Source organism: Shewanella sp. 10N.286.52.E4, from assembly GCF_041468785.1.
Lineage (GTDB): Bacteria > Pseudomonadota > Gammaproteobacteria > Enterobacterales > Shewanellaceae > Shewanella > Shewanella electrodiphila.
Map to the genome: position 1 here is coordinate 54338 of NZ_JBFRJJ010000003.1, position 17666 is coordinate 72003.

Annotated in this window: 16 protein-coding genes; 7 read left to right on the forward strand and 9 right to left on the reverse strand. The window is 39.4% G+C overall.

What is annotated here, in order from left to right; genetic code table 11:
* Positions 1-80: 80 nt before the first annotated feature.
* The 3 genes from AB4153_RS01290 to AB4153_RS01300 are packed head-to-tail and all read right to left on the reverse strand — an operon-like array spanning position 81 to position 2154.
* Positions 81-1040 (reverse strand): DUF4097 domain-containing protein, encoded by a 960-nt coding sequence (locus AB4153_RS01290; RefSeq protein ID WP_371996102.1) that lies wholly within the window; start codon positions 1038-1040, stop codon positions 81-83.
* Entirely contained in the window at positions 1037-1630 is a 594-nt protein-coding gene (locus tag AB4153_RS01295; RefSeq protein WP_371996103.1) for a hypothetical protein, read from the reverse strand. The genes AB4153_RS01290 and AB4153_RS01295 overlap by 4 nt, the downstream gene beginning before the upstream one ends.
* A complete protein-coding gene (locus tag AB4153_RS01300; protein ID WP_229369494.1) occupies positions 1627-2154 on the reverse strand; it encodes an RNA polymerase sigma factor in 528 nt (175 codons plus the stop codon). The genes AB4153_RS01295 and AB4153_RS01300 overlap by 4 nt, the downstream gene beginning before the upstream one ends.
* Before the next feature lie 342 nt (positions 2155-2496).
* Here AB4153_RS01300 and AB4153_RS01305 point away from each other — a divergent pair, with 342 nt between their 5' ends.
* Both AB4153_RS01305 and AB4153_RS01310 read left to right on the forward strand, forming a co-directional pair.
* Positions 2497-4362 carry a methyl-accepting chemotaxis protein gene (locus AB4153_RS01305; protein WP_371996104.1) on the forward strand — a complete coding sequence of 622 codons (1866 nt, stop codon included), beginning with the start codon at positions 2497-2499 and terminating at the stop codon, positions 4360-4362.
* A 167-nt stretch (positions 4363-4529) separates the two neighbouring features.
* Entirely contained in the window at positions 4530-5618 is a 1089-nt protein-coding gene (locus tag AB4153_RS01310; RefSeq protein WP_371996105.1) for a methyl-accepting chemotaxis protein, read from the forward strand.
* 119 nt (positions 5619-5737) lie between these two features.
* On the opposite strand, the gene rpiA is transcribed toward AB4153_RS01310, so the two are convergent.
* From rpiA to AB4153_RS01325, 3 genes are all read right to left on the reverse strand, one after another.
* Positions 5738-6400, reverse strand: a complete 663-nt coding sequence (rpiA, locus tag AB4153_RS01315) for a ribose-5-phosphate isomerase RpiA (RefSeq protein WP_102528908.1) — start codon at positions 6398-6400, stop codon at positions 5738-5740.
* 92 nt (positions 6401-6492) lie between these two features.
* A complete protein-coding gene (locus AB4153_RS01320; RefSeq protein ID WP_102528907.1) occupies positions 6493-7317 on the reverse strand; it encodes a mechanosensitive ion channel family protein in 825 nt (274 codons plus the stop codon).
* 11 nt (positions 7318-7328) lie between these two features.
* A complete protein-coding gene (locus tag AB4153_RS01325) occupies positions 7329-8645 on the reverse strand; it encodes a hypothetical protein (protein ID WP_371996106.1) in 1317 nt (438 codons plus the stop codon).
* A 486-nt stretch (positions 8646-9131) separates the two neighbouring features.
* Here AB4153_RS01325 and AB4153_RS01330 point away from each other — a divergent pair, with 486 nt between their 5' ends.
* From AB4153_RS01330 to AB4153_RS01350, 5 genes are all read left to right on the forward strand, one after another.
* Positions 9132-10124, forward strand: a complete 993-nt coding sequence (locus AB4153_RS01330) for a cytochrome-c peroxidase (RefSeq protein ID WP_371996107.1) — start codon at positions 9132-9134, stop codon at positions 10122-10124.
* 175 nt (positions 10125-10299) lie between these two features.
* Positions 10300-10986 (forward strand): cupin domain-containing protein, encoded by a 687-nt coding sequence (locus tag AB4153_RS01335; RefSeq protein WP_371996108.1) that lies wholly within the window; start codon positions 10300-10302, stop codon positions 10984-10986.
* Between the two features lie 178 nt (positions 10987-11164).
* Positions 11165-11548, forward strand: a complete 384-nt coding sequence (locus AB4153_RS01340; protein ID WP_371996109.1) for a HopJ type III effector protein — start codon at positions 11165-11167, stop codon at positions 11546-11548.
* Between the two features lie 353 nt (positions 11549-11901).
* Positions 11902-13173: an MFS transporter gene (locus tag AB4153_RS01345; RefSeq protein ID WP_371996110.1), complete on the forward strand. Its 1272-nt coding sequence runs from the start codon at positions 11902-11904 to the stop codon at positions 13171-13173.
* Positions 13174-13339: 166 nt separating this feature from the next.
* Positions 13340-14824, forward strand: coding sequence for a sulfatase-like hydrolase/transferase (locus AB4153_RS01350; protein ID WP_371996111.1), 1485 nt, complete (start codon positions 13340-13342; stop codon positions 14822-14824).
* A 198-nt stretch (positions 14825-15022) separates the two neighbouring features.
* Here the strand turns inward: AB4153_RS01350 and AB4153_RS01355 are convergent, their stop codons facing one another.
* The 3 genes from AB4153_RS01355 to AB4153_RS01365 all read right to left on the reverse strand — a co-directional run bounded on the left by AB4153_RS01355 (position 15023) and on the right by AB4153_RS01365 (position 17479).
* Positions 15023-15610, reverse strand: a complete 588-nt coding sequence (locus AB4153_RS01355; RefSeq protein ID WP_371996112.1) for a NapC/NirT family cytochrome c — start codon at positions 15608-15610, stop codon at positions 15023-15025.
* A gap of 380 nt (positions 15611-15990) precedes the next feature.
* The gene (locus tag AB4153_RS01360) at positions 15991-16872 is read right to left on the reverse strand and encodes a PD40 domain-containing protein (RefSeq protein WP_102528902.1); all 882 of its coding nucleotides are present in this window, start codon (positions 16870-16872) and stop codon (positions 15991-15993) included.
* A gap of 313 nt (positions 16873-17185) precedes the next feature.
* A complete protein-coding gene (locus AB4153_RS01365) occupies positions 17186-17479 on the reverse strand; it encodes a hypothetical protein (protein ID WP_371996115.1) in 294 nt (97 codons plus the stop codon).
* Between the last annotated feature and the right edge of the window lie 187 nt (positions 17480-17666).

Consider the following 17666-nt stretch of genomic DNA (forward strand, 5'->3'; position numbering starts at 1 on the left):
ACTATACAAAAAAGCCCCTAACAATCATCATTATTAAGGGCTTACTGAGTGTTGAATTATTTCATTAAACTTAGGTTAAGTTATTTCTCTAAACTGACTTTTCCGCTGATGGTGCTGGCATTAAAGCTACCATCACCTTGCTGAGTTTTAAATTGAATAGACTGACGTGATGAATACTTGGTTTTCATTGGTTTATCGTCAGTTAAACGATTTTCAATTCTTCCACCTGGACCACCATCAATCTCGAATGCTAAATTTGGCATATTGGTAAACTTAACTTCAATGTCACCGCTGACAGTATCGAATAATACTTTAGTGATGGCGTCACTCAGTTTAACTTCAATATCGCCGCTAACAGTAACCACTTTAACTTTTTCCGCAGCAGTAAAACTGCCTTCAACGTCACCAGAAACTTGGTCAATGCTTAAGTCTGTGACTAAGTTATTTTCAGATTCTAACTCACCACTGACCAGGCGATATTTTGCTTTACCTTGCACATCTTTGTCTTTGATATCTCCTGACACCGTTTCTAATTCAATTTTACCGTTAAGCTTTTCAGCTTTGATGTCGCCTGAAACAGTGTTTAAGCTGATTTTACCTTCAATATCTTCAACTTCCATACTGCCACTGACTAAAGATAATTGAACTTTACCAACTAGTTTTTCAACTTCGTAGTCAGCAGAAACCCCTTCGGCTTCCAGTGCTAAATTTGATGGAATACGAATAACTAAGTTTGAACCTTGATCATTGTTACCGCGGTAGCTGCTTGGTAGCTTATCCTCTATGATAATATCGCCGCCTTTTTTTTCAAAAACAAAGCCCTCTGATAGTTCATCAAGCTGACCCTTTACGCTAATAATATCCTTATCCCAACCAATAATTTCGACCTTGCCACGTTGTACTTTTAACTCAATATTAGGGTTGGCAGAAACGGTCATTTCACGCTCTATCTGTTCGACTGCTTGCGCCATCAGTGGAGTCATTAACAGACTGCAGCCGAATATCGTTCGACTGACTAGCTGGTTAAGGGTGATATTCATATTTGATTTCCTTGAGTTGATGGAGCTGTATTCATTGGTGTGCGTTGCTGTTGTTGTAACAATTCTATTTCGCGTTTCATAATCCAAAGCCATAAATCCCAAACTTGTTTATTATTAGGGTCATTCTTTAAGGCTTGCTGAATCTCTTTTGAGGCAAGTTCTAGTTCTGAAAACCCTTTATTGAACGGGTTAGTTTGATTATCAAGCTGCATACCTACGGTGTATTTGTTGTCTTCAAATGAGGAAATTTGTTGCTGATGCGTCTGGGCAATTTGATCGACCAGTGCAATTAAATCTTCGGTGGACTGGTTTGATAATGCGTTATTGACCGTTAGGGTTTCAGTGGAGCTGATGTTTGGCGTCGACAGTTTCCAGCCTAATACCATCACAAATGCAAGGCTTGCGGCCATTGCAATCATTTTCCAATGTGAATCCCCTTTGACCATGCTTTTTTGTGTCATATTGCTGTTGGTTTTAGCACTAATTTGGTCATCAATGTCTTGCCAAAGATCGGCCTTAGGACTGATTTCTTTGGGTAAACTGGCTATCAAATCGTCAAGGTTCTCTTGTTGTGGTTGGTTTTTTTTCATGACAGCATTTCCTGTAACATCTGTTTTGCTCTGTGGTACTGGGTTTTGCTCGTTCCCACTGCAATATTCAATATTTCTGCAATTTCCTGATGCTGATAACCTTCAATGGCGCTTAATACAAATACCACTCTGGTTCTTTCTGGTAACTTCATTATTAACTTGTCTAAACGGTGATATTCATAATGCCGACTTGCTTCTTGTTCGTTTTCATCGGTGATACTGCTATCAGGTAAAAAGCGGTGCCAAAAACGCTGTTTGGCTTTCATGCTGTTAATGGCTTGATGAACCGATAATTTATGCAACCAAGTGGTGAACTGACTTTGACCATTAAACTGTTCTAATTTTTGCCACAATCTAACAAAACAGTCCTGACAGATTTCATCGGCATGATCATGACTACCACTAAGGCGAAAACAAATGGCATACACTCGTCCCTGGTGACGCAAATATAACTGCTTAAATGCAGCTTTATTACCTGACCTGGCTAGATTCACTAATGTCTCGTCAGGCGTAAGCCCATCGATTTGATCGTGATTAGCCTGATTTTGATCTGTTTCAGCGTTTTTACTTGGCTGCTGAAACTGGCAATCAATGTCAGTAATGTTGTTGGAGTTCAGGGTCACCGTTTTATCCGTTTGGGTGCGAGTTACTAGATTAGACATTAGCAAGTTAGTAAAAGGTTTACTCGTATATAAAAAATAATATCTAGAAAACCAACTTTTGGTCGATAAAGATACAGTCAGTATCCTGAAAGCTAATACATTATTAGCTTATACAGGCTATAAAAATTAGTTTGCTTAAAAGTTGTCTAATAGGTAATTAAGCATCTATATTTTTAATGTACCTTAAGGTTATTAGGGATTTATATGCTAATTCGTACCAAGTTAATATTGAGTGTTGTGGTGTCACTAGTCGCATTTGTCGCGATGTTTTTATTGCAACTCTATACCAGTGATGTGAAATCGACTTTGGCAGGCGCTGCCAACAATATTACTGAAATTGAGCGAGAAGTTTTACAACTTCGAGTGACGGAAAAAGATTTTTTTGCCCGGTTAGACAGTAAATATATTGATGAACATGACAATATTTATGTCGATATTAATAATACGATAGCTGCGCTTAATGAGGCATTAACCGATCGTGGTTTATCCACTCAAAGCTTATCGAGTTTTAACCAAAGTCTGGACACCTATAAAACCATGTTTGCTGAGTTAGTGACTTTACAAACAGAAATAGGCTTAACACCGAAGACGGGTTTATATGGGGATTTACGCAAGTCAGTTCATAATGTTGAAACCATTTTAAAAGAGCAAGGACAAGCGGAGTTATCAGTCACCATGTTACAGCTGCGCCGTAACGAGAAAGACTTTATGTTACGCCGGACCCAAAGCTACCTAGATAAATTCGAAAAGAATTTAGATTTATTCCAATCCCAACTTCAGTCTTCATCTCTCAATTCATCAACCAAGAATCAACTATCAGGATTGGCTGATGCTTATCAAAAAAGTTTTATCTTATTAACTGATAAAGAAAAGCTATTTGGTTTAACCGCTTATGATGGTGACATGCTGAAACTAAGAGAAGCCATTAAAAGGACGGATACCGATCTTATTCATCTGCATGAGCAAACTAATGCTCAAATTGCAGGAGCTGAAACTAATGCGCTGATTTTGGGGGTAAGTATTTTTGTGCTTATCTCCGTGATCTTATCTATTTCTGCTTATCTTATTTTACGCAGTATTGTGGTGCCGATTAATGATATCAATCGGGTGATCTCAGAAGTTGAAAAGAATAAAGATTTAACGCTTCGTTGTGATGAAAGCAAAAACGATGAACTTGCAAGAATTGCAAAACACTTTAATGCCATGGTGCTAAGTTTTCAGCATTTGATTGAGCAAGTGAACGAATCAGTAGATGCGATGAATATCTCCTGTGAAGAGCTGACTCAAAATGCAGTTACGGCATCTGAAGGCGTTTCAAAACAATTAAGTGAAACGGACATGGTCGCAACAGCCATTACTGAAATGGGGGCGACCATTGATGAGATTGCCAGTAATACTGAGCAAGCAGCACTTAAAGCCAATGAAACCAATGACAATGCTCAGCAAGGTCTAGTCAGTGTTGAACAGACCATTGAGAAAATACAAAGCTTAGCAAGTCAGCTGAGTGATTCTTCAAACGTCGTCGCAGACTTAGAACGTGACAGTGAAACCATAGGAAGCGTGTTAGATGTTATTAGAGGCATTGCTGAGCAAACTAATTTACTGGCATTAAATGCTGCTATTGAGGCTGCTAGAGCCGGTGAGCAGGGCAGAGGATTCGCGGTAGTGGCAGATGAGGTCAGAAACCTTGCCATGCGCACCCAAGAGTCCACCGAAGAAATTTCGAAAATTATTTCAACTTTGCAAAGCCGTACTCATTCGATTGTGCAGTTAATGGATGCCAGTCAGCAGCAGGGTTCAGAAAGCGTCGAGCAAGCTGGTGGAGCAGGGGACTTACTCAACTCAATCACCCAAGATGTGCAAACCATATCAGACATGAGTACCCAAATTGCGACCGCCATTGAAGAGCAAAGTATGGTGGCTGCAGAAGTCGGTAAAAATGTAGTGGTGATCCGTGATATCGCCGATGAAACAGCCAATGCAACTGAAGAGAATGCGGCGGCAACACAAGATGTTAGACAGCGAGCAGAGTCATTACATGAAGCGGTGAGTTTATTTAAAGTGAGTTAAATCTAAAAGCCATTTATTAGGCTCTAATATGCAATTGGCTTTAAAATCAGTATTAACTATTTACAGGAATAGTCCACATTATTGAGTTCCAATCAGTGAAGTGTTTTTGTATAAGGTTTATATTAAATTCAAGTGGATATTAAATAAAAAGAATAATTGGGATAGCGATGTTTGTTTTAAGAAAGAGTCATACACAACTACAACAAGAAAATGATGCGTTAAAAGAGAAAATTAATCAGTTATCTAATGAAAATGCTCAATTAGCTGATAACAATGCGCATCTAAATGAACAATTCAATGCTATTCAAGAAAATTCAGATACAAAATTTAGAGGAATGCTCCTAGATTGTGCGATTCAATCCTTAGGACATATTGAAGGAGTTAGAGGCACTGTCCTTCAAGCTCATATTGATATTAATAATGAGAAAGAAGCAAGTGAACAAATTAACGACTCGCTAGATGCTTCAAATCAATCACTTGAAAGCATGGTTGAGGGCATAGAGACAATCACTCAAAAAATGACTGGCTTAACGACTAATATATCTGGTTTATCTTCAATGGCAGATAACATCAATTCGTTTGTTGCGACTATTTCAAAAATTTCTGACCAAACTAATTTGTTAGCTTTGAATGCTGCAATTGAGGCAGCTCGTGCTGGAGATGCTGGTCGAGGTTTTAGTGTCGTTGCTGATGAGGTGAGGGCCTTAGCAAGCAATACCAATGGTTCTGCTAAAGAAGTTGCTGAGTTAGTGCAACAAATTATTCAATCGACCAATGAAACTGTTTTTTCAGTTGAAGATATTCAAGGTAGTAATGCAGAGTTAGCGGGTGGGATGTCATCTCTTAATGAGGATTATGATTCTATTATTTCATTCTGCACCTCTATGAAAGATGCAATTGGTCATGCTTCATTACGTACCTTCATTCAAACAGTAAAGTTGGATCATATTGTATGGAAGGGCGATGTTTATGCTGTCGCTTCTGGAGCGAGTCAAAAAGATATTGGAACATTTTCAGATCATACTATGTGTCGATTAGGTAAATGGTACCAAACAACAGGCAAGGAAAGTTATGCCAATTTATCTGCCTTTAAAAGGCTAGATGAGCCACATAAACTTGTGCACCGTAATGGGGTTGAAGCGCTTTCTTTAATTAATGCTGGCGAGAAAGAAAATGCATTGAAATACCTAGAAGCGATGGAGTTAGCCAGTGAGAAAGTGATGGCTTGTTTAGATGAGATTGCACAAAGCAGCTAAGGTAATTAGCAGACATTAATTTAATTGTAATAAATTCAAGCCAACAAAAAGCCCAATCACTGATTGGGCTTTTTAGTGTTTAATGAACCATTTATGCAAACTGTTTGGTTTCAGACTGCTTATGCTGGCAAAATAGTGTTTACACCATCTGGTGAGCCAACCAATAATACGTCTGCACCGCGATTAGCGAATAAGCCGTTAGTGACAACACCAACAATGGCGTTAAGCTGAGTTTCGAGTGCTTTAGGGTCAAGGATTTTATAGTTGTACATATCTAAAATAACGTTACCGTTATCCGTTACAACACCTTCACGATAAACAGGATCTCCGCCAAGTTTAACTAATTCACGTGCCACATATGAACGCGCCATCGGAATAACTTCGATTGGTAGTGGGAATTCACCTAACACATCAACTTGCTTAGTGTTATCTACAATACAGACGAATTTCTTTGCTACTGCAGCAACAATTTTTTCGCGTGTTAATGCAGCGCCGCCGCCTTTGATCATATCCATGTGAGCATTGATTTCATCAGCACCATCGACATAAACAGATAAATCAGCAACGCTATTCATATCAAATACTTCAATACCTAATTGCTTCAATTTTTCTGTTGAAGCTTCAGAGCTAGAAACTGCCCCTTGAATGTCGTGCTTCATTGTCGCTAACGCATCAATAAAGTGATTTACCGTTGAACCAGTTCCTACACCAACAATACTGTTTTCTTCGACGTATTTTAGTGCAGCCCAGCCGGCAGCTTTTTTCATTTCATCTTGGGTCATATCAACATCCTAAGGTGGCTATTTAGCTATGGTAAGTATTAATGTGGGCAAGAGTATAGCAAATGCTTGCCTGTTCAAGATATGACAAGGATTTAATTAATTGCATCAATGGTCTCAGAAGTTGACACAGAATAAAATTCTGCTTGTTTAAAGGCATTAAGCACTCGAAAATTTATGTCGCTAGCAAATTTACGCTCTAATCGAATATCCATCACATAGGCTTTTACCGTTAAGGTAATCAGATGCTCACCATATTGATAATCAGTGGCAATATTGACCGTAATGGGCTTATCTAAAAAAGTGTAAGGCGAACATTGAGTGGCTTCTTTTGCCAGTTGAATCGCGTGCAGATGATCAACGTTAATGGGTAGCTTAAATGTCACCACTACCATTTCATCTAATGCGCCACTGTTAGCATTCGACACCGCCGTTTTTAATGCCTCAGCGTTGGGCACCATGACAGTATTGTCATCAAAAGTGCGTAGCCAAGTGACACTCCAATCAAGTTGAATCACCTCACCATAATGACCTGAAAGCGTGACCATATCACCCACTCGATAAGGCGGGGTGATCATAATAATCAGTCCAGCAATCATATTTTTAGCGGGCTCTTGTGTCGCTAAACCTAATACAATCCCGATGGAACCAATAACGGCTAATATCAAATTCTCGTGAGGGTCGATGATTTCAGTGATGGTGTAAATCATCACGGTAGCCCAAACAAATAAGCGCGCAAAAGGGTATAAACGACTCCAGAGTAAACGGTATTTTGGCAGTTTGATGGTGAGCTGTTTCAACACAAATTGCACGATAACCATAAGCAGCCAAGCAAATAAACATACGGTGGCAAAAGCTAATAATTTATCAAAAGAAATAATGTCGAGTATGGCTTGTAGTGCTTTACGTGAATCATCCATGCTTATTGCTCCTACAAGTAAAGTTTATTGTGATTAACTAAATGACTGGCGATAAGCCGGGTTAATGTTGGGGGAATGACGTAGTAATGCTGAGCAAAGTCCAGCTTTGAGTAATGAGGTTTAAGTAAGCCCTGGCGTGAAAGGTATTCTAATTTTAATGAGCTTTGTTCTATGCTGGTGGCAAATATTTCAGCATGCTGAAATATGCGTAAGCCGCCATGAACATAGATCTCAGCCAAGCTAAATAAATCTTCATCAGTACATTGTTTAAGTGTTGCTAAGTCCGGTGTGCATATTGGTTTTATACTTAAAGGGTGGTTAGGGTCTTCGGTTAACGCATTAAATAGTAAAACACAAGCGAGCTTGCTGTGACCGCCACTGACTTGGTGCAATTGCTTTGTTAGCTGTTCAAATGCGGCTTTCTCTGTTTCTTCATTGCCATCACTTGTTAAAGTCAGGCTAATATTAGCGGTTTTAGCTTGGATGACATCTCGAAACTCTAATAAAGAAAAGTATTCTAATCTAACGATAATTTTGACGAAGTTTGTGATGGAGTATTGTGACGATAAGCGATGCCATACATAGGTTTCACAGCCTAGGATCCAGCAATGCTGTTGGCGTGTTTCCATGATAACTGTCGCGAAGGTCACTAAAGCTTGATAGTTGCCCATCATTCTCAACATCAGTTTATGTAAGTCATCAATGATAATGATGTGTGAGTCTTGTTGATTAATAAGTGCAATTGCTTCAGTGATGGATTTGGGCTCATCGGTAATATTGAAGCAATAACACAAGTTAGCGATGGCTTCTTTGGTCGTGAGCGCTGCGTGGTAAAAGCTGACGTAAGTGACTGGCACTTGTTGATGATATTGATGATGAAATTGATTCAAAAAAGAGCTAACGCCAGAACCAAACGGGCCTATCACCGCAGTTAACTCGCCTTTATTTTTTTGCCAACGAGAGATCGCATCACTGACCTTTTTCTGCTGAACATCTCGGCCAATAAACTGACTATTTTCCGCTTGGAGAGGCGTTTCAATTTGCTGCTGATTTGACTGCTGAATTAGCTGAACATCTTGAGTATCAAGGGTGACTGACTCAGCAAATTTATTTGCTAAAGGCTGTAAGTCAGTTCTTATTGGATGATAAAGCAGACACTTTTCTACTTCAGAAAGTATGGTTGTGTCACGGGGATAAAGTTGGCTTATTTCCTTAAGCGAAAGTTTGCCTTCAATGCTGTCGCCATCATGACTGCTAGTCGATTGTCCTGATATTAGGTTTTTTATTGATTGCCATGCTTTTGAAACGCGTGGGAGTTGAACATCCATTTAATCGCTACCTTCATTGTCGACACATGCAAGCTCTTGGCTTAATTCCATTGATTTTACTTAGCTAAAGTTAACTTTAGCATACTTAATTGAACGAACACTTATTCAATAGCTTGAATAATAAATTGGGATTTCGACTCAACCTAAAGGCTAAAAAATCGGAAATTGACAGTACATGAAGGTGAAACTGTAAAAATGTCTAATCTAAAAGTGTCATTTTAAAGCTGAAATAACATCAACGGTGATGGTTTTTCGCTCTTTGGGGTGTGATCTATCTCGGTTGTAACCGGTATTTTGAATGCACAGTTTAGCTGTAAACTAATTAATTGATAACCTACCTTATTTGTAATAATAAACAGTGATTTAGGTCGCGTTTTTATCATCAAAATACACGATAGACCCAATCGAATTTTGTCGTTTTAACTCATAAAAAGTGGCGTATATGATGGCTTCAAATAAACCACATACCTTATAAGGTTATTAGTTATGACGAAGCTAACCTCAGTTGCAATTTTGATTGCATCAATTTTTTCAATCTCTACCTCACAGGCCAGTGAGCCAATCGAAGTGATCAAGCCTGCTGTGATCACCGAACCTGAAAAAGTTGAACTAGGCAAAATGCTATTCTTTGAACCACGTTTGTCAATGTCTGGGTTTATCTCTTGTAACTCTTGTCATAACCTATCTTTAGGTGGTGTTGATGCCCTGCCAACCTCGATTGGCCATGAGTGGCAAGAAGGTCCAATTAACTCACCAACAGTATTAAACGCTGAGTACATGCTAGCGCAATTTTGGGATGGTCGAGCGGCTGACTTAAAAGAGCAAGCTGCAGGCCCTATCGATAATCCAAAAGAAATGGGTTACACCCATGAATTGGCTGTCGGAACTATTGCTTCAATGCCTAGATATGTAGAACGCTTTAAAGCAATCTACGGTTCAGATGAAGTGAATATCGACAGAATTACCGATGCAATTGCCGTATTTGAAAAAACCTTAGTAACCCCAAATAGCCCGTTTGATCAGTATTTAGAAGGCGATAAAAAAGCGATTACTGCTGATGCGAAAGCGGGTTATCAATTGTTTAAAGATAAAGGTTGTGTAGCCTGTCATAGCGGCCCTGCTGTTGGTGGCACCATGTACATGAAAATGGGCCTAGTTAAGCCGTTTCATACTGACAACCCTGCGGTAGGGCGTAAAGGCGTAACGGGTAAAGATGCGGATAAATTCGTCTTTAAAGTACCAACCTTACGTAATATCGAACTAACTTATCCCTACTTCCACGATGGTAGCGTTTGGACATTAGAAGAAGCCGTTAACACTATGGCAGACATTCAGCTAGGTCAGACTATGACCGAAGTTGAAACCAAGCAAATGGTAGACTTCTTGAAGAGCTTAACTGGTGACCAACCACAAATTATGTTACCAATTTTGCCACCTTCAAATGAGAACACACCACGTCCGGTGCCATTTAAGAAGTAACTAGCAGCCCTCAATTTAGCTGAAAAAAGCCTACTCAATTTTTTGAGTAGGCTTTTTTATGTCTAATAATCAATAAATAGGACCTAAAAGTACCTACTACTCCAAATTGTGCCTGCTTTTTATTCATCACCAATAAGCCTATGATAACCGCATAGATTGAGTGGAGAAAAAGAATATGAATACCGCTAACAATACCAGCAAGACTGATTCACTAAATATGGATTTTAGCCAACGAATTGTTATTAATACTCATATGCTTGAGTGGGATAAAAGTCCTGCCAAAGGTGTATGGCGTAAACGTTTAGCCAGAGAAGAAGCGGAACGTGGCCATGCGACTAGTATTGTTAAGTATGATGCCGGTGCAAGCTTTACGTCACATCCGCATCCTTTAGGTGAAGAGATTTTAGTTTTATCAGGAGTCTTTTCTGATGAAACCGGAGATTACCCTGCGGGCACCTATATCCGTAACCCTGAAGGTTTCAGCCACGCACCATTCAGTGAGCAAGGTTGCGAGTTACTGGTTAAGTTACATCAGTTTCAAGCCACTGACATTGAACAAGTCAGGGTAGATACTCATCATATCGATTGGCTACCAGGGCAAGGGGACTTGCAAGTGATGCCGCTGCATCAGCATTTAACCGAGTCGACAGCATTAGTGTTTTGGCCAGCAGGCTGTCAATTTCAGCCTCACCGTCATTTTGGCGGCGAAGAGATATACGTTATCAGTGGCGAATTCATTGACGAGTTTGGGCGTTATCCTGCAGGTACTTGGATCCGCAGTCCACACCTAAGCCAGCATAATCCCTTTGTTGAACAAGATACGGTGATTCTGGTTAAGGTGGGGCATTTGATATTGGATTAATGAGCCTCCTCCGTTAATACTAATGTGCCATTTTAGAACTTTAGGACCTGGCTTATGAGTATTGTATATCTAAAACTTGGTAACGCTCTTAACTAGCTATTAGTGAAAATAACTCACTCGTAACGAGCGACTTTTATAGAGACAATTAGGCATATTTTTACATCAACATAGGATTATCATGACTGACATTAACGCCACACAAGCTGATATTGAAAACTTTATCGAAAAATTAACTCAACAAACTGAAACCAATAAGGAAGAGGGCTGTATACGCTTTGAAGATAGTATGGCGCTGATAGAAGCTCATTATGAATTTACACCGAGCGCCTTTACTAATGGCAAGCAAGTCAATGCTGCGGGTGAAAATTCAGGTTCATGTAAATTATTTTCATTTGCACAAATTCATCAGTTAACTCAGTCTCAATCGTTACGGTTGTTTGGCCAATACTACTTTGATGTATTGGATACTCCAGATGGTAGTGATCATCAAAATATTCGCCAGTTCATCATTAATGGTTGGCCTGGAATATGTTTTCCTCAATTGGCATTAGCTTCAAAATAACTTTGAAAGGTGATGAAAAAGCGGAAAAGGAAATAGAAAGCTTAAATCTTTTCAACGTTAACCTCTTTTAATTCTGTTATCGATAAAATACTTAACCAAGAACTGCTTATGTTTCGGTAATATTCATATTTCAGTAAGTTTTGCGTTTATCTTAACTTACTGTCCTAACAGTAAACTTTTACTAATCTGTGTGTCTAACTATCTATTTTTGAGCCATAACACCCTTTAATAATAGGGGTGTTATTAAAGGGCTTGATAATTGTTACTTCTTTGTTAAGGTCTCAATGTTATTAACTCTTCCCTCTCTTAATCGTCGTTCACTTATTCGGCATCATTGATTTTAAGGTTTAGCAATGCACAGCGATGTTTCTTTCGCGAGGCTTAAACAGTTTCCATTATTAATGTGGATTTTATTATTTGGCTCGTTTATTACCCGTGGCAGCTATTACATGGTGTGGCCATTTTTAGCTGTGATTCTTTATGATCGCTTTGGGTTAAGCGCCACTGAAGTGGGCTTAGTGATGTCGAGTGCTGCACTGGTATCTGTATTTACTAGCTTTATTGGCAGTGCACTGTCTGATCGAATTGGTCGGCATCAATTAATGTATATAACAGGCGTGTTATATATCATCTCATTCTCATTGTTAGCTGAAGTCGATACCGTAAGTGGTTATGTTGTAGTGATGACCTTGTGCTCAATCGCCACTTCATTGTGGCGCCCGTTAACATCGGCAGTGATTGGCGACATTATCCATGATAAGCAAACCCGAGAGTTAGCAATGCAGTCACTCTATTTTGTCGTTAATGTCGGTTGCGCAGTTGGGCCTATGTTAGGGGTGTGGTTGGGGCTGACAGGTGAACAATCCAGCTTTTATATCACAGCAAGTGCTTTTGCTGTGCTGCTCGTTATGCTCTTCTGGGGTTTTAGGCATCAGTCTAAAATTGATTTAACCAAAAAAGCATCTGATGAAGAGGCTTATTCGGGTGTAACAAAGCCTGTTGCAAAAGAGACTCGCCAGCAAATTTTTGCCATTTTAAAACAAGATAAGTTGTTTCAATGTCTAATTTTGGCAAACACTTTATGCATGTTCATCTACTCACAAATGGACAGTTCGTTGATTCAATACTTAACTCGCGCTGGGGCACCTGATTTATTGGCTTTGATATCGAGTATGATTTTTACCAATGCATTAGTGATCATTTCTACGCAGTTTATCTTATTAAAACTGATGGCCAAATATAGCTTAATTCAGCGAATTCAATCTGGGTTAGTCCTATTGATGTGCTCACAAGTTTGGCTGGCTTTAAATCCAGTAGACCTATTCTGGGGTTGGATAGGAGCAGTTGTTGTCATGAGTTTAGCTGAGACCATTCTATTTCCGACGATGAATGTACATATTGACCGATTAGCACCGCAACACCTAAGAGGTGCCTACTTTGGGGCAGCTTCATTTAGTGAAATTGGTTTTGCTATAGCGCCGTTGGGCGGCGGTATTATTCTTGATCTGCTCGGAGGGCCATGGCTATTTATTATTGGAGCATTGCTATGTGTTGTTGTTATGTATCTTTACCACATACTCATCGGACTATCTCGGCCTAACATTATTGAAGCGAATCCGAGTTAAATTACCTTATAACTGTCTTTGAATTTATTGATACGACATATTGATTATTATTTATTGTTAACAATATATTAATGTGTAATGATATTGATTGTTTTTAAAGCAACCAATATCAAATGATTTTATGCTCAGGGGTATAAAGTCATTATTTATATCAAGGATGGTTTTGATGTGTAAAAAGGCAAGTATTGCGTTTAGTGTTATTTTTTTTAACTTTCTCCAAGTTGTAAATGTTGCTTATGCCGCCAATGAAAGCATTACTTTGAAAGCACAAACACAACCCAACATTTTACTGATTATTGCCGATGATGCTGGATATCAAGATTTTGGTTTTCAAGGCAGTAAAGTGATGAAAACCCCTGAACTCGATAAGCTTGCTGAGCAAAGCGTTCAGTTTTCACAAGCCTATGTTTCTGCAGCTGTTTGCGGCCCATCTCGAGCGGGGTTGTTTACTGGTAAATATCAACAACGTTTTGGCTTTGAAGAGAACAATGTTCCAGGATATATGAGCTCTGCAGGACTGCTAGCTGATGATATGGGCTTGCCTGTCGATCAATTAACCATGGCAGATCATTTAAAGTCACTAGGTTATCAAACGGCGTTAATAGGTAAATGGCACCAAGGCAGTGCTGACAGGTTTCATCCGTTAAAACGGGGTTTTGATAGCTTCTATGGTTTCAGAAGTGGTGCTCGGAGCTATTTTTCTTATGATAATCAAGGGATCGAATATAGTAAGCATGATCGATTAGAACGAAACTTCGCCGAGTTTGAAGAACCTAAAAAGTACCTCACTGATCTATTCGCTGATGAAACCTCAGCGGTTATTGAACTGCAGGCTAAGCAGTCAGCCCCCTTTTTTACTGTACTATCATTTTCAGCCGTGCACACGCCAATGGAAGCCAAGTCAGAAGACTTAGCCATGTTTGATCATTTATCCGCTAGAAGAAAATCACTCGCAGCAATGAATTTTGCCATGGATAGAGCTGTTGGGCAGGTATTGGATAAACTTAACCAACTTAAGATTGCAGATAAGACCTTAGTGGTTTTTATGAATGATAATGGCGGACCTACGGATTTAAGTAGCGCAAATAATCATCCGCTAAGTGGCACTAAAGCCAGCCATTTTGAAGGCGGAATTCGGATTCCATTTTTAATGCGATGGCCAGATAAGTTAACGGCGTTGAGCCATTATCAACAGCCTATTTCCACATTAGACTTATTGCCAACATTTTATCAAGCTGCTGGTGGTAAGCTGGCTACCTTAGAAGAAATTGATGGTGTCGATTTATTGCCTTTTTTGACAGCAAAGACTCAGGTTTCGGCAACAGATAATCAGAGTTCAACTCATATTAAAATTCAAACTAGGCCACACCAAAACCTATATTGGAAAAAAGAAAATCGCGGTGCAATTAGAAGTGGAGATTGGAAGCTGATGCGCTTTCCTGATCGCCCCGCAGAGCTGTTTAACTTGGCTAATGATCCTTCTGAATTGAACAACTTAGCGAGTCAGCAACCAGATAAAGTGAAGCTGTTATATAAAGCACTATTTCAATGGGAACTCGGGCTTGAGCGACCAAGTTGGCAACTGAAACGTAAGTTTGAAGGTGCGGCCATGGAGCGGATGGATAAATTTCGAATTCACCAAGCGCAGTAATATTTTATGATGCCCATTAAGTATCGTCGATACATTGTCGCTTTGCTTGTTTTCAATGTCCTCAAAAAAGCTTTCAATCATGATTTTAGTGGTTTGATAAGCAATATGGTTAGATAATTATATTGCTCTTTATGCCCAAGGTGGAGATGCGTTGTATAATATTCCCGAGATTAAACAACGCATCTTCGCTAATGAATTTTACCAGCCTTCTACGCCAGCCATATCAGGTAATTGATGTGCAATACCTTTGTGACAATCAATACAAGTTTGTTCCCCATTAGCCAGAAAAGTAGAGTGCATTTTCACTGCTCGTTCAGATTGACGGGTGAAGTCCATATAGTCGAATTCATGGCAATTTCGGCACTCTAAAGAATTGTTGGCTTTAAGGCGTCGCCATTCGTGTTCGGCTAATTGGCGGCGTTTAGCTTCGAACTTTTCAGGGGTGTTGATCGAGCCCACTAAATGCGCCCAAATCTCTTTTGAAGCCTGCATTTTTCGCGCTATTTTATCGGTCCATTTATGGGGCACATGACAATCGTGACAGGTGGCTCGTACACCGCTACGGTTGGTGTAATGAATTGTAGGTTTCATTTCTTGATAAACATTTTGATGACAACTACTGCAAAACTCCTCGGTACTCGACATTTCTAATGCAGTATTAAATGCACCCCAAAAAATGATCCCAGCAATAAAGCCGCCTATTACCAGAAAGCCTAAGCTGTAATGGACACTCGGCTTTTTCATCACTTGCCAAACAGTATTCAGTAACGCGATTAATTTTTTCATATTTCACTCATAAATGAATAGAAAAGGAGTTGTAATTGACTCTTTAAACGACTCTTTAAACGACTCTTTAAACGACTCTTTAAACGACTCTTTAAACGACTCTTTACACGATTAGGTAATGGATGACAGCTGGCCGCAGTAATATAAAAAATAAACCCGACTCAATCAGTATAAGCGGTGTCAGATTATCTGCGCTGTTTGTTGGATAAACATATAGTACGGATGCTAAAAGAAGCTAACTTAAAGGCGTTGGCGAACATACTGTCATCAGTGTAATAGTGTTTTTAGTGATAAATGGATCATTTTTAATGACATTAGAAAGAGGAGGGAACAAGCAAACAAGCAAGGGAAACCTCCCTTGCTATGTATTTTTATTTTGGTTAAATCGCTAATGCAGAAAGTTTAATCTGGTACAAGTTACCTTTGCCATTTTCAATACGGGTAAAGAACAAATACTCGCCGTTAGGTGAGATAATTGGAGTGAACTCATGGTCTGCTGTATTCACTTTACTGCCTAGACTTTTTGCTACTGTCCATTCGCCATCGATTAACTTAGACAGATATAAATCGCCTTTTCCGAGGCTATCATCGCGATCCTTGATACTAAAAACGATCGTCTTGCCGTCTCGAGACACCGCCGAATCACCAATGTTACCTTTCATACCATAAATATGGCTTGGCAATGGTCTTGGAGTGTCAAAGCCATCTCCTTTAGGCTGAGCAACATACATATGGCGACCGTTGTCCCTAAATGAAGGAAAGTATAACTCGCCTTTGTCAGTGAGTGACGGGTATAAGTCTGCTGCGGCAGAGTTAACATCAGTTAAGTATTCAGGTGTTTGCCATTGGCCTTCAGCCCAAGTCGTTCGCCACAAATTGACCTCAGGTGCTTCATCCTCACCCTCTGAAATGGGTCTTTTAGAGACAAAATATAGCTGAGAGTAATCGGCACTGTAATAAGGATCTGCATCGAGGTAATCACCAGAAATAGATAAGGCTGACGGTGCTTGCCACTGGCCATTGCTAAAGTCTGATTGCATCATAGTGCAGTGACTAAAATCGTCAGCACAACGGGCAAAAATGACCTTATCTCCTGCTTTGTTAAACACAGTATTAATTTCAAAATGATCGGCTGTAGAAATAATCCCAGGAGCGAATTCAACAGTTTTGTTGGCCGCTCCAGGGTTATGGTAAGCAGGAGTCGATGCAAAAGTGTGGAGTGACATCATGCATAAGCTGATTGTTATTATGGTTTTTTTCATGAAATGCCTATTGGTGATTTCTTTTGCTTTAGTAAAGCAGGTTTGATGAATTTGAACGGAGGATACAAGGGTTTGTTTTATAAATCCACACTTATGTGAACTCATATTCGCTTTTAGTGAAAGCGAAAACCTCGGTGTTTTATGTTGCTGACCCTTTAAGTTGGAAATTAGATCTAGATAGAAAATTGTACAGTGGATACTTAATAACTGGGGAGGATAATTCTAGAGGTTGGGATGTTAACAGTGGCTTGGTCTACATCATTAAAATAACGTTTATGAGAAAAGTTCGCATAAACGTTATCTAACAATTTGCTTATTTTGAATCTCTTAGATGAGTTTTTCGATGAGAAAACTGCTGGTTTAGCTGACTAACATCCGCTTTGGTAGGATCTAGCACTTGAGTTTTTCCGTCTTCAGTGACTTGATACTTGTCGACAGTTTTGTTGACAAAATCGACGACAAATACTGGGCCAGACACTTGATTGTTAATTGAAGATAGTCGTTGCTCTGGGCTGCAATCATTACATTCGATGATCATAGCAGACGCATTAGCAGCCATTAAAACTGACGCTGCTAGGATTGATACTTTGTAAGATAACGATTTCATAAAAACTCCTGTAATTCATTTCTCTAAACTGCATTAGTAGAAAGGTGATCTTCGTCACACTTTTATCTTATTGAATAATAAATGAACTGTCTAGCGCAGATAATTATCTTTGGAGCTTTAAGATTAGAATCCTAATCCCTTGAAACGAATAATGTGTATGTTTGTGCAGGGGCAAACGAGTGGGAAT

Coding starts and splice junctions, on each gene's coding strand:
- AB4153_RS01290 (WP_371996102.1), bottom strand. CDS start 1,040: ATGAATATCACCCTTAACCAGCTAGTCAGTCGAACGATATTCGGCTGC.
- AB4153_RS01295 (WP_371996103.1), bottom strand. CDS start 1,630: ATGAAAAAAAACCAACCACAACAAGAGAACCTTGACGATTTGATAGCC.
- AB4153_RS01305 (WP_371996104.1), top strand. CDS start 2,497: ATGCTAATTCGTACCAAGTTAATATTGAGTGTTGTGGTGTCACTAGTC.
- AB4153_RS01310 (WP_371996105.1), top strand. CDS start 4,530: ATGTTTGTTTTAAGAAAGAGTCATACACAACTACAACAAGAAAATGAT.
- rpiA (WP_102528908.1), bottom strand. CDS start 6,400: ATGACCCAAGATGAAATGAAAAAAGCTGCCGGCTGGGCTGCACTAAAA.
- AB4153_RS01320 (WP_102528907.1), bottom strand. CDS start 7,317: ATGGATGATTCACGTAAAGCACTACAAGCCATACTCGACATTATTTCT.
- AB4153_RS01325 (WP_371996106.1), bottom strand. CDS start 8,645: ATGGATGTTCAACTCCCACGCGTTTCAAAAGCATGGCAATCAATAAAA.
- AB4153_RS01330 (WP_371996107.1), top strand. CDS start 9,132: ATGACGAAGCTAACCTCAGTTGCAATTTTGATTGCATCAATTTTTTCA.
- AB4153_RS01335 (WP_371996108.1), top strand. CDS start 10,300: ATGAATACCGCTAACAATACCAGCAAGACTGATTCACTAAATATGGAT.
- AB4153_RS01340 (WP_371996109.1), top strand. CDS start 11,165: ATGACTGACATTAACGCCACACAAGCTGATATTGAAAACTTTATCGAA.
- AB4153_RS01345 (WP_371996110.1), top strand. CDS start 11,902: ATGCACAGCGATGTTTCTTTCGCGAGGCTTAAACAGTTTCCATTATTA.
- AB4153_RS01350 (WP_371996111.1), top strand. CDS start 13,340: ATGTGTAAAAAGGCAAGTATTGCGTTTAGTGTTATTTTTTTTAACTTT.
- AB4153_RS01355 (WP_371996112.1), bottom strand. CDS start 15,610: ATGAAAAAATTAATCGCGTTACTGAATACTGTTTGGCAAGTGATGAAA.
- AB4153_RS01360 (WP_102528902.1), bottom strand. CDS start 16,872: ATGAAAAAAACCATAATAACAATCAGCTTATGCATGATGTCACTCCAC.
- AB4153_RS01365 (WP_371996115.1), bottom strand. CDS start 17,479: ATGAAATCGTTATCTTACAAAGTATCAATCCTAGCAGCGTCAGTTTTA.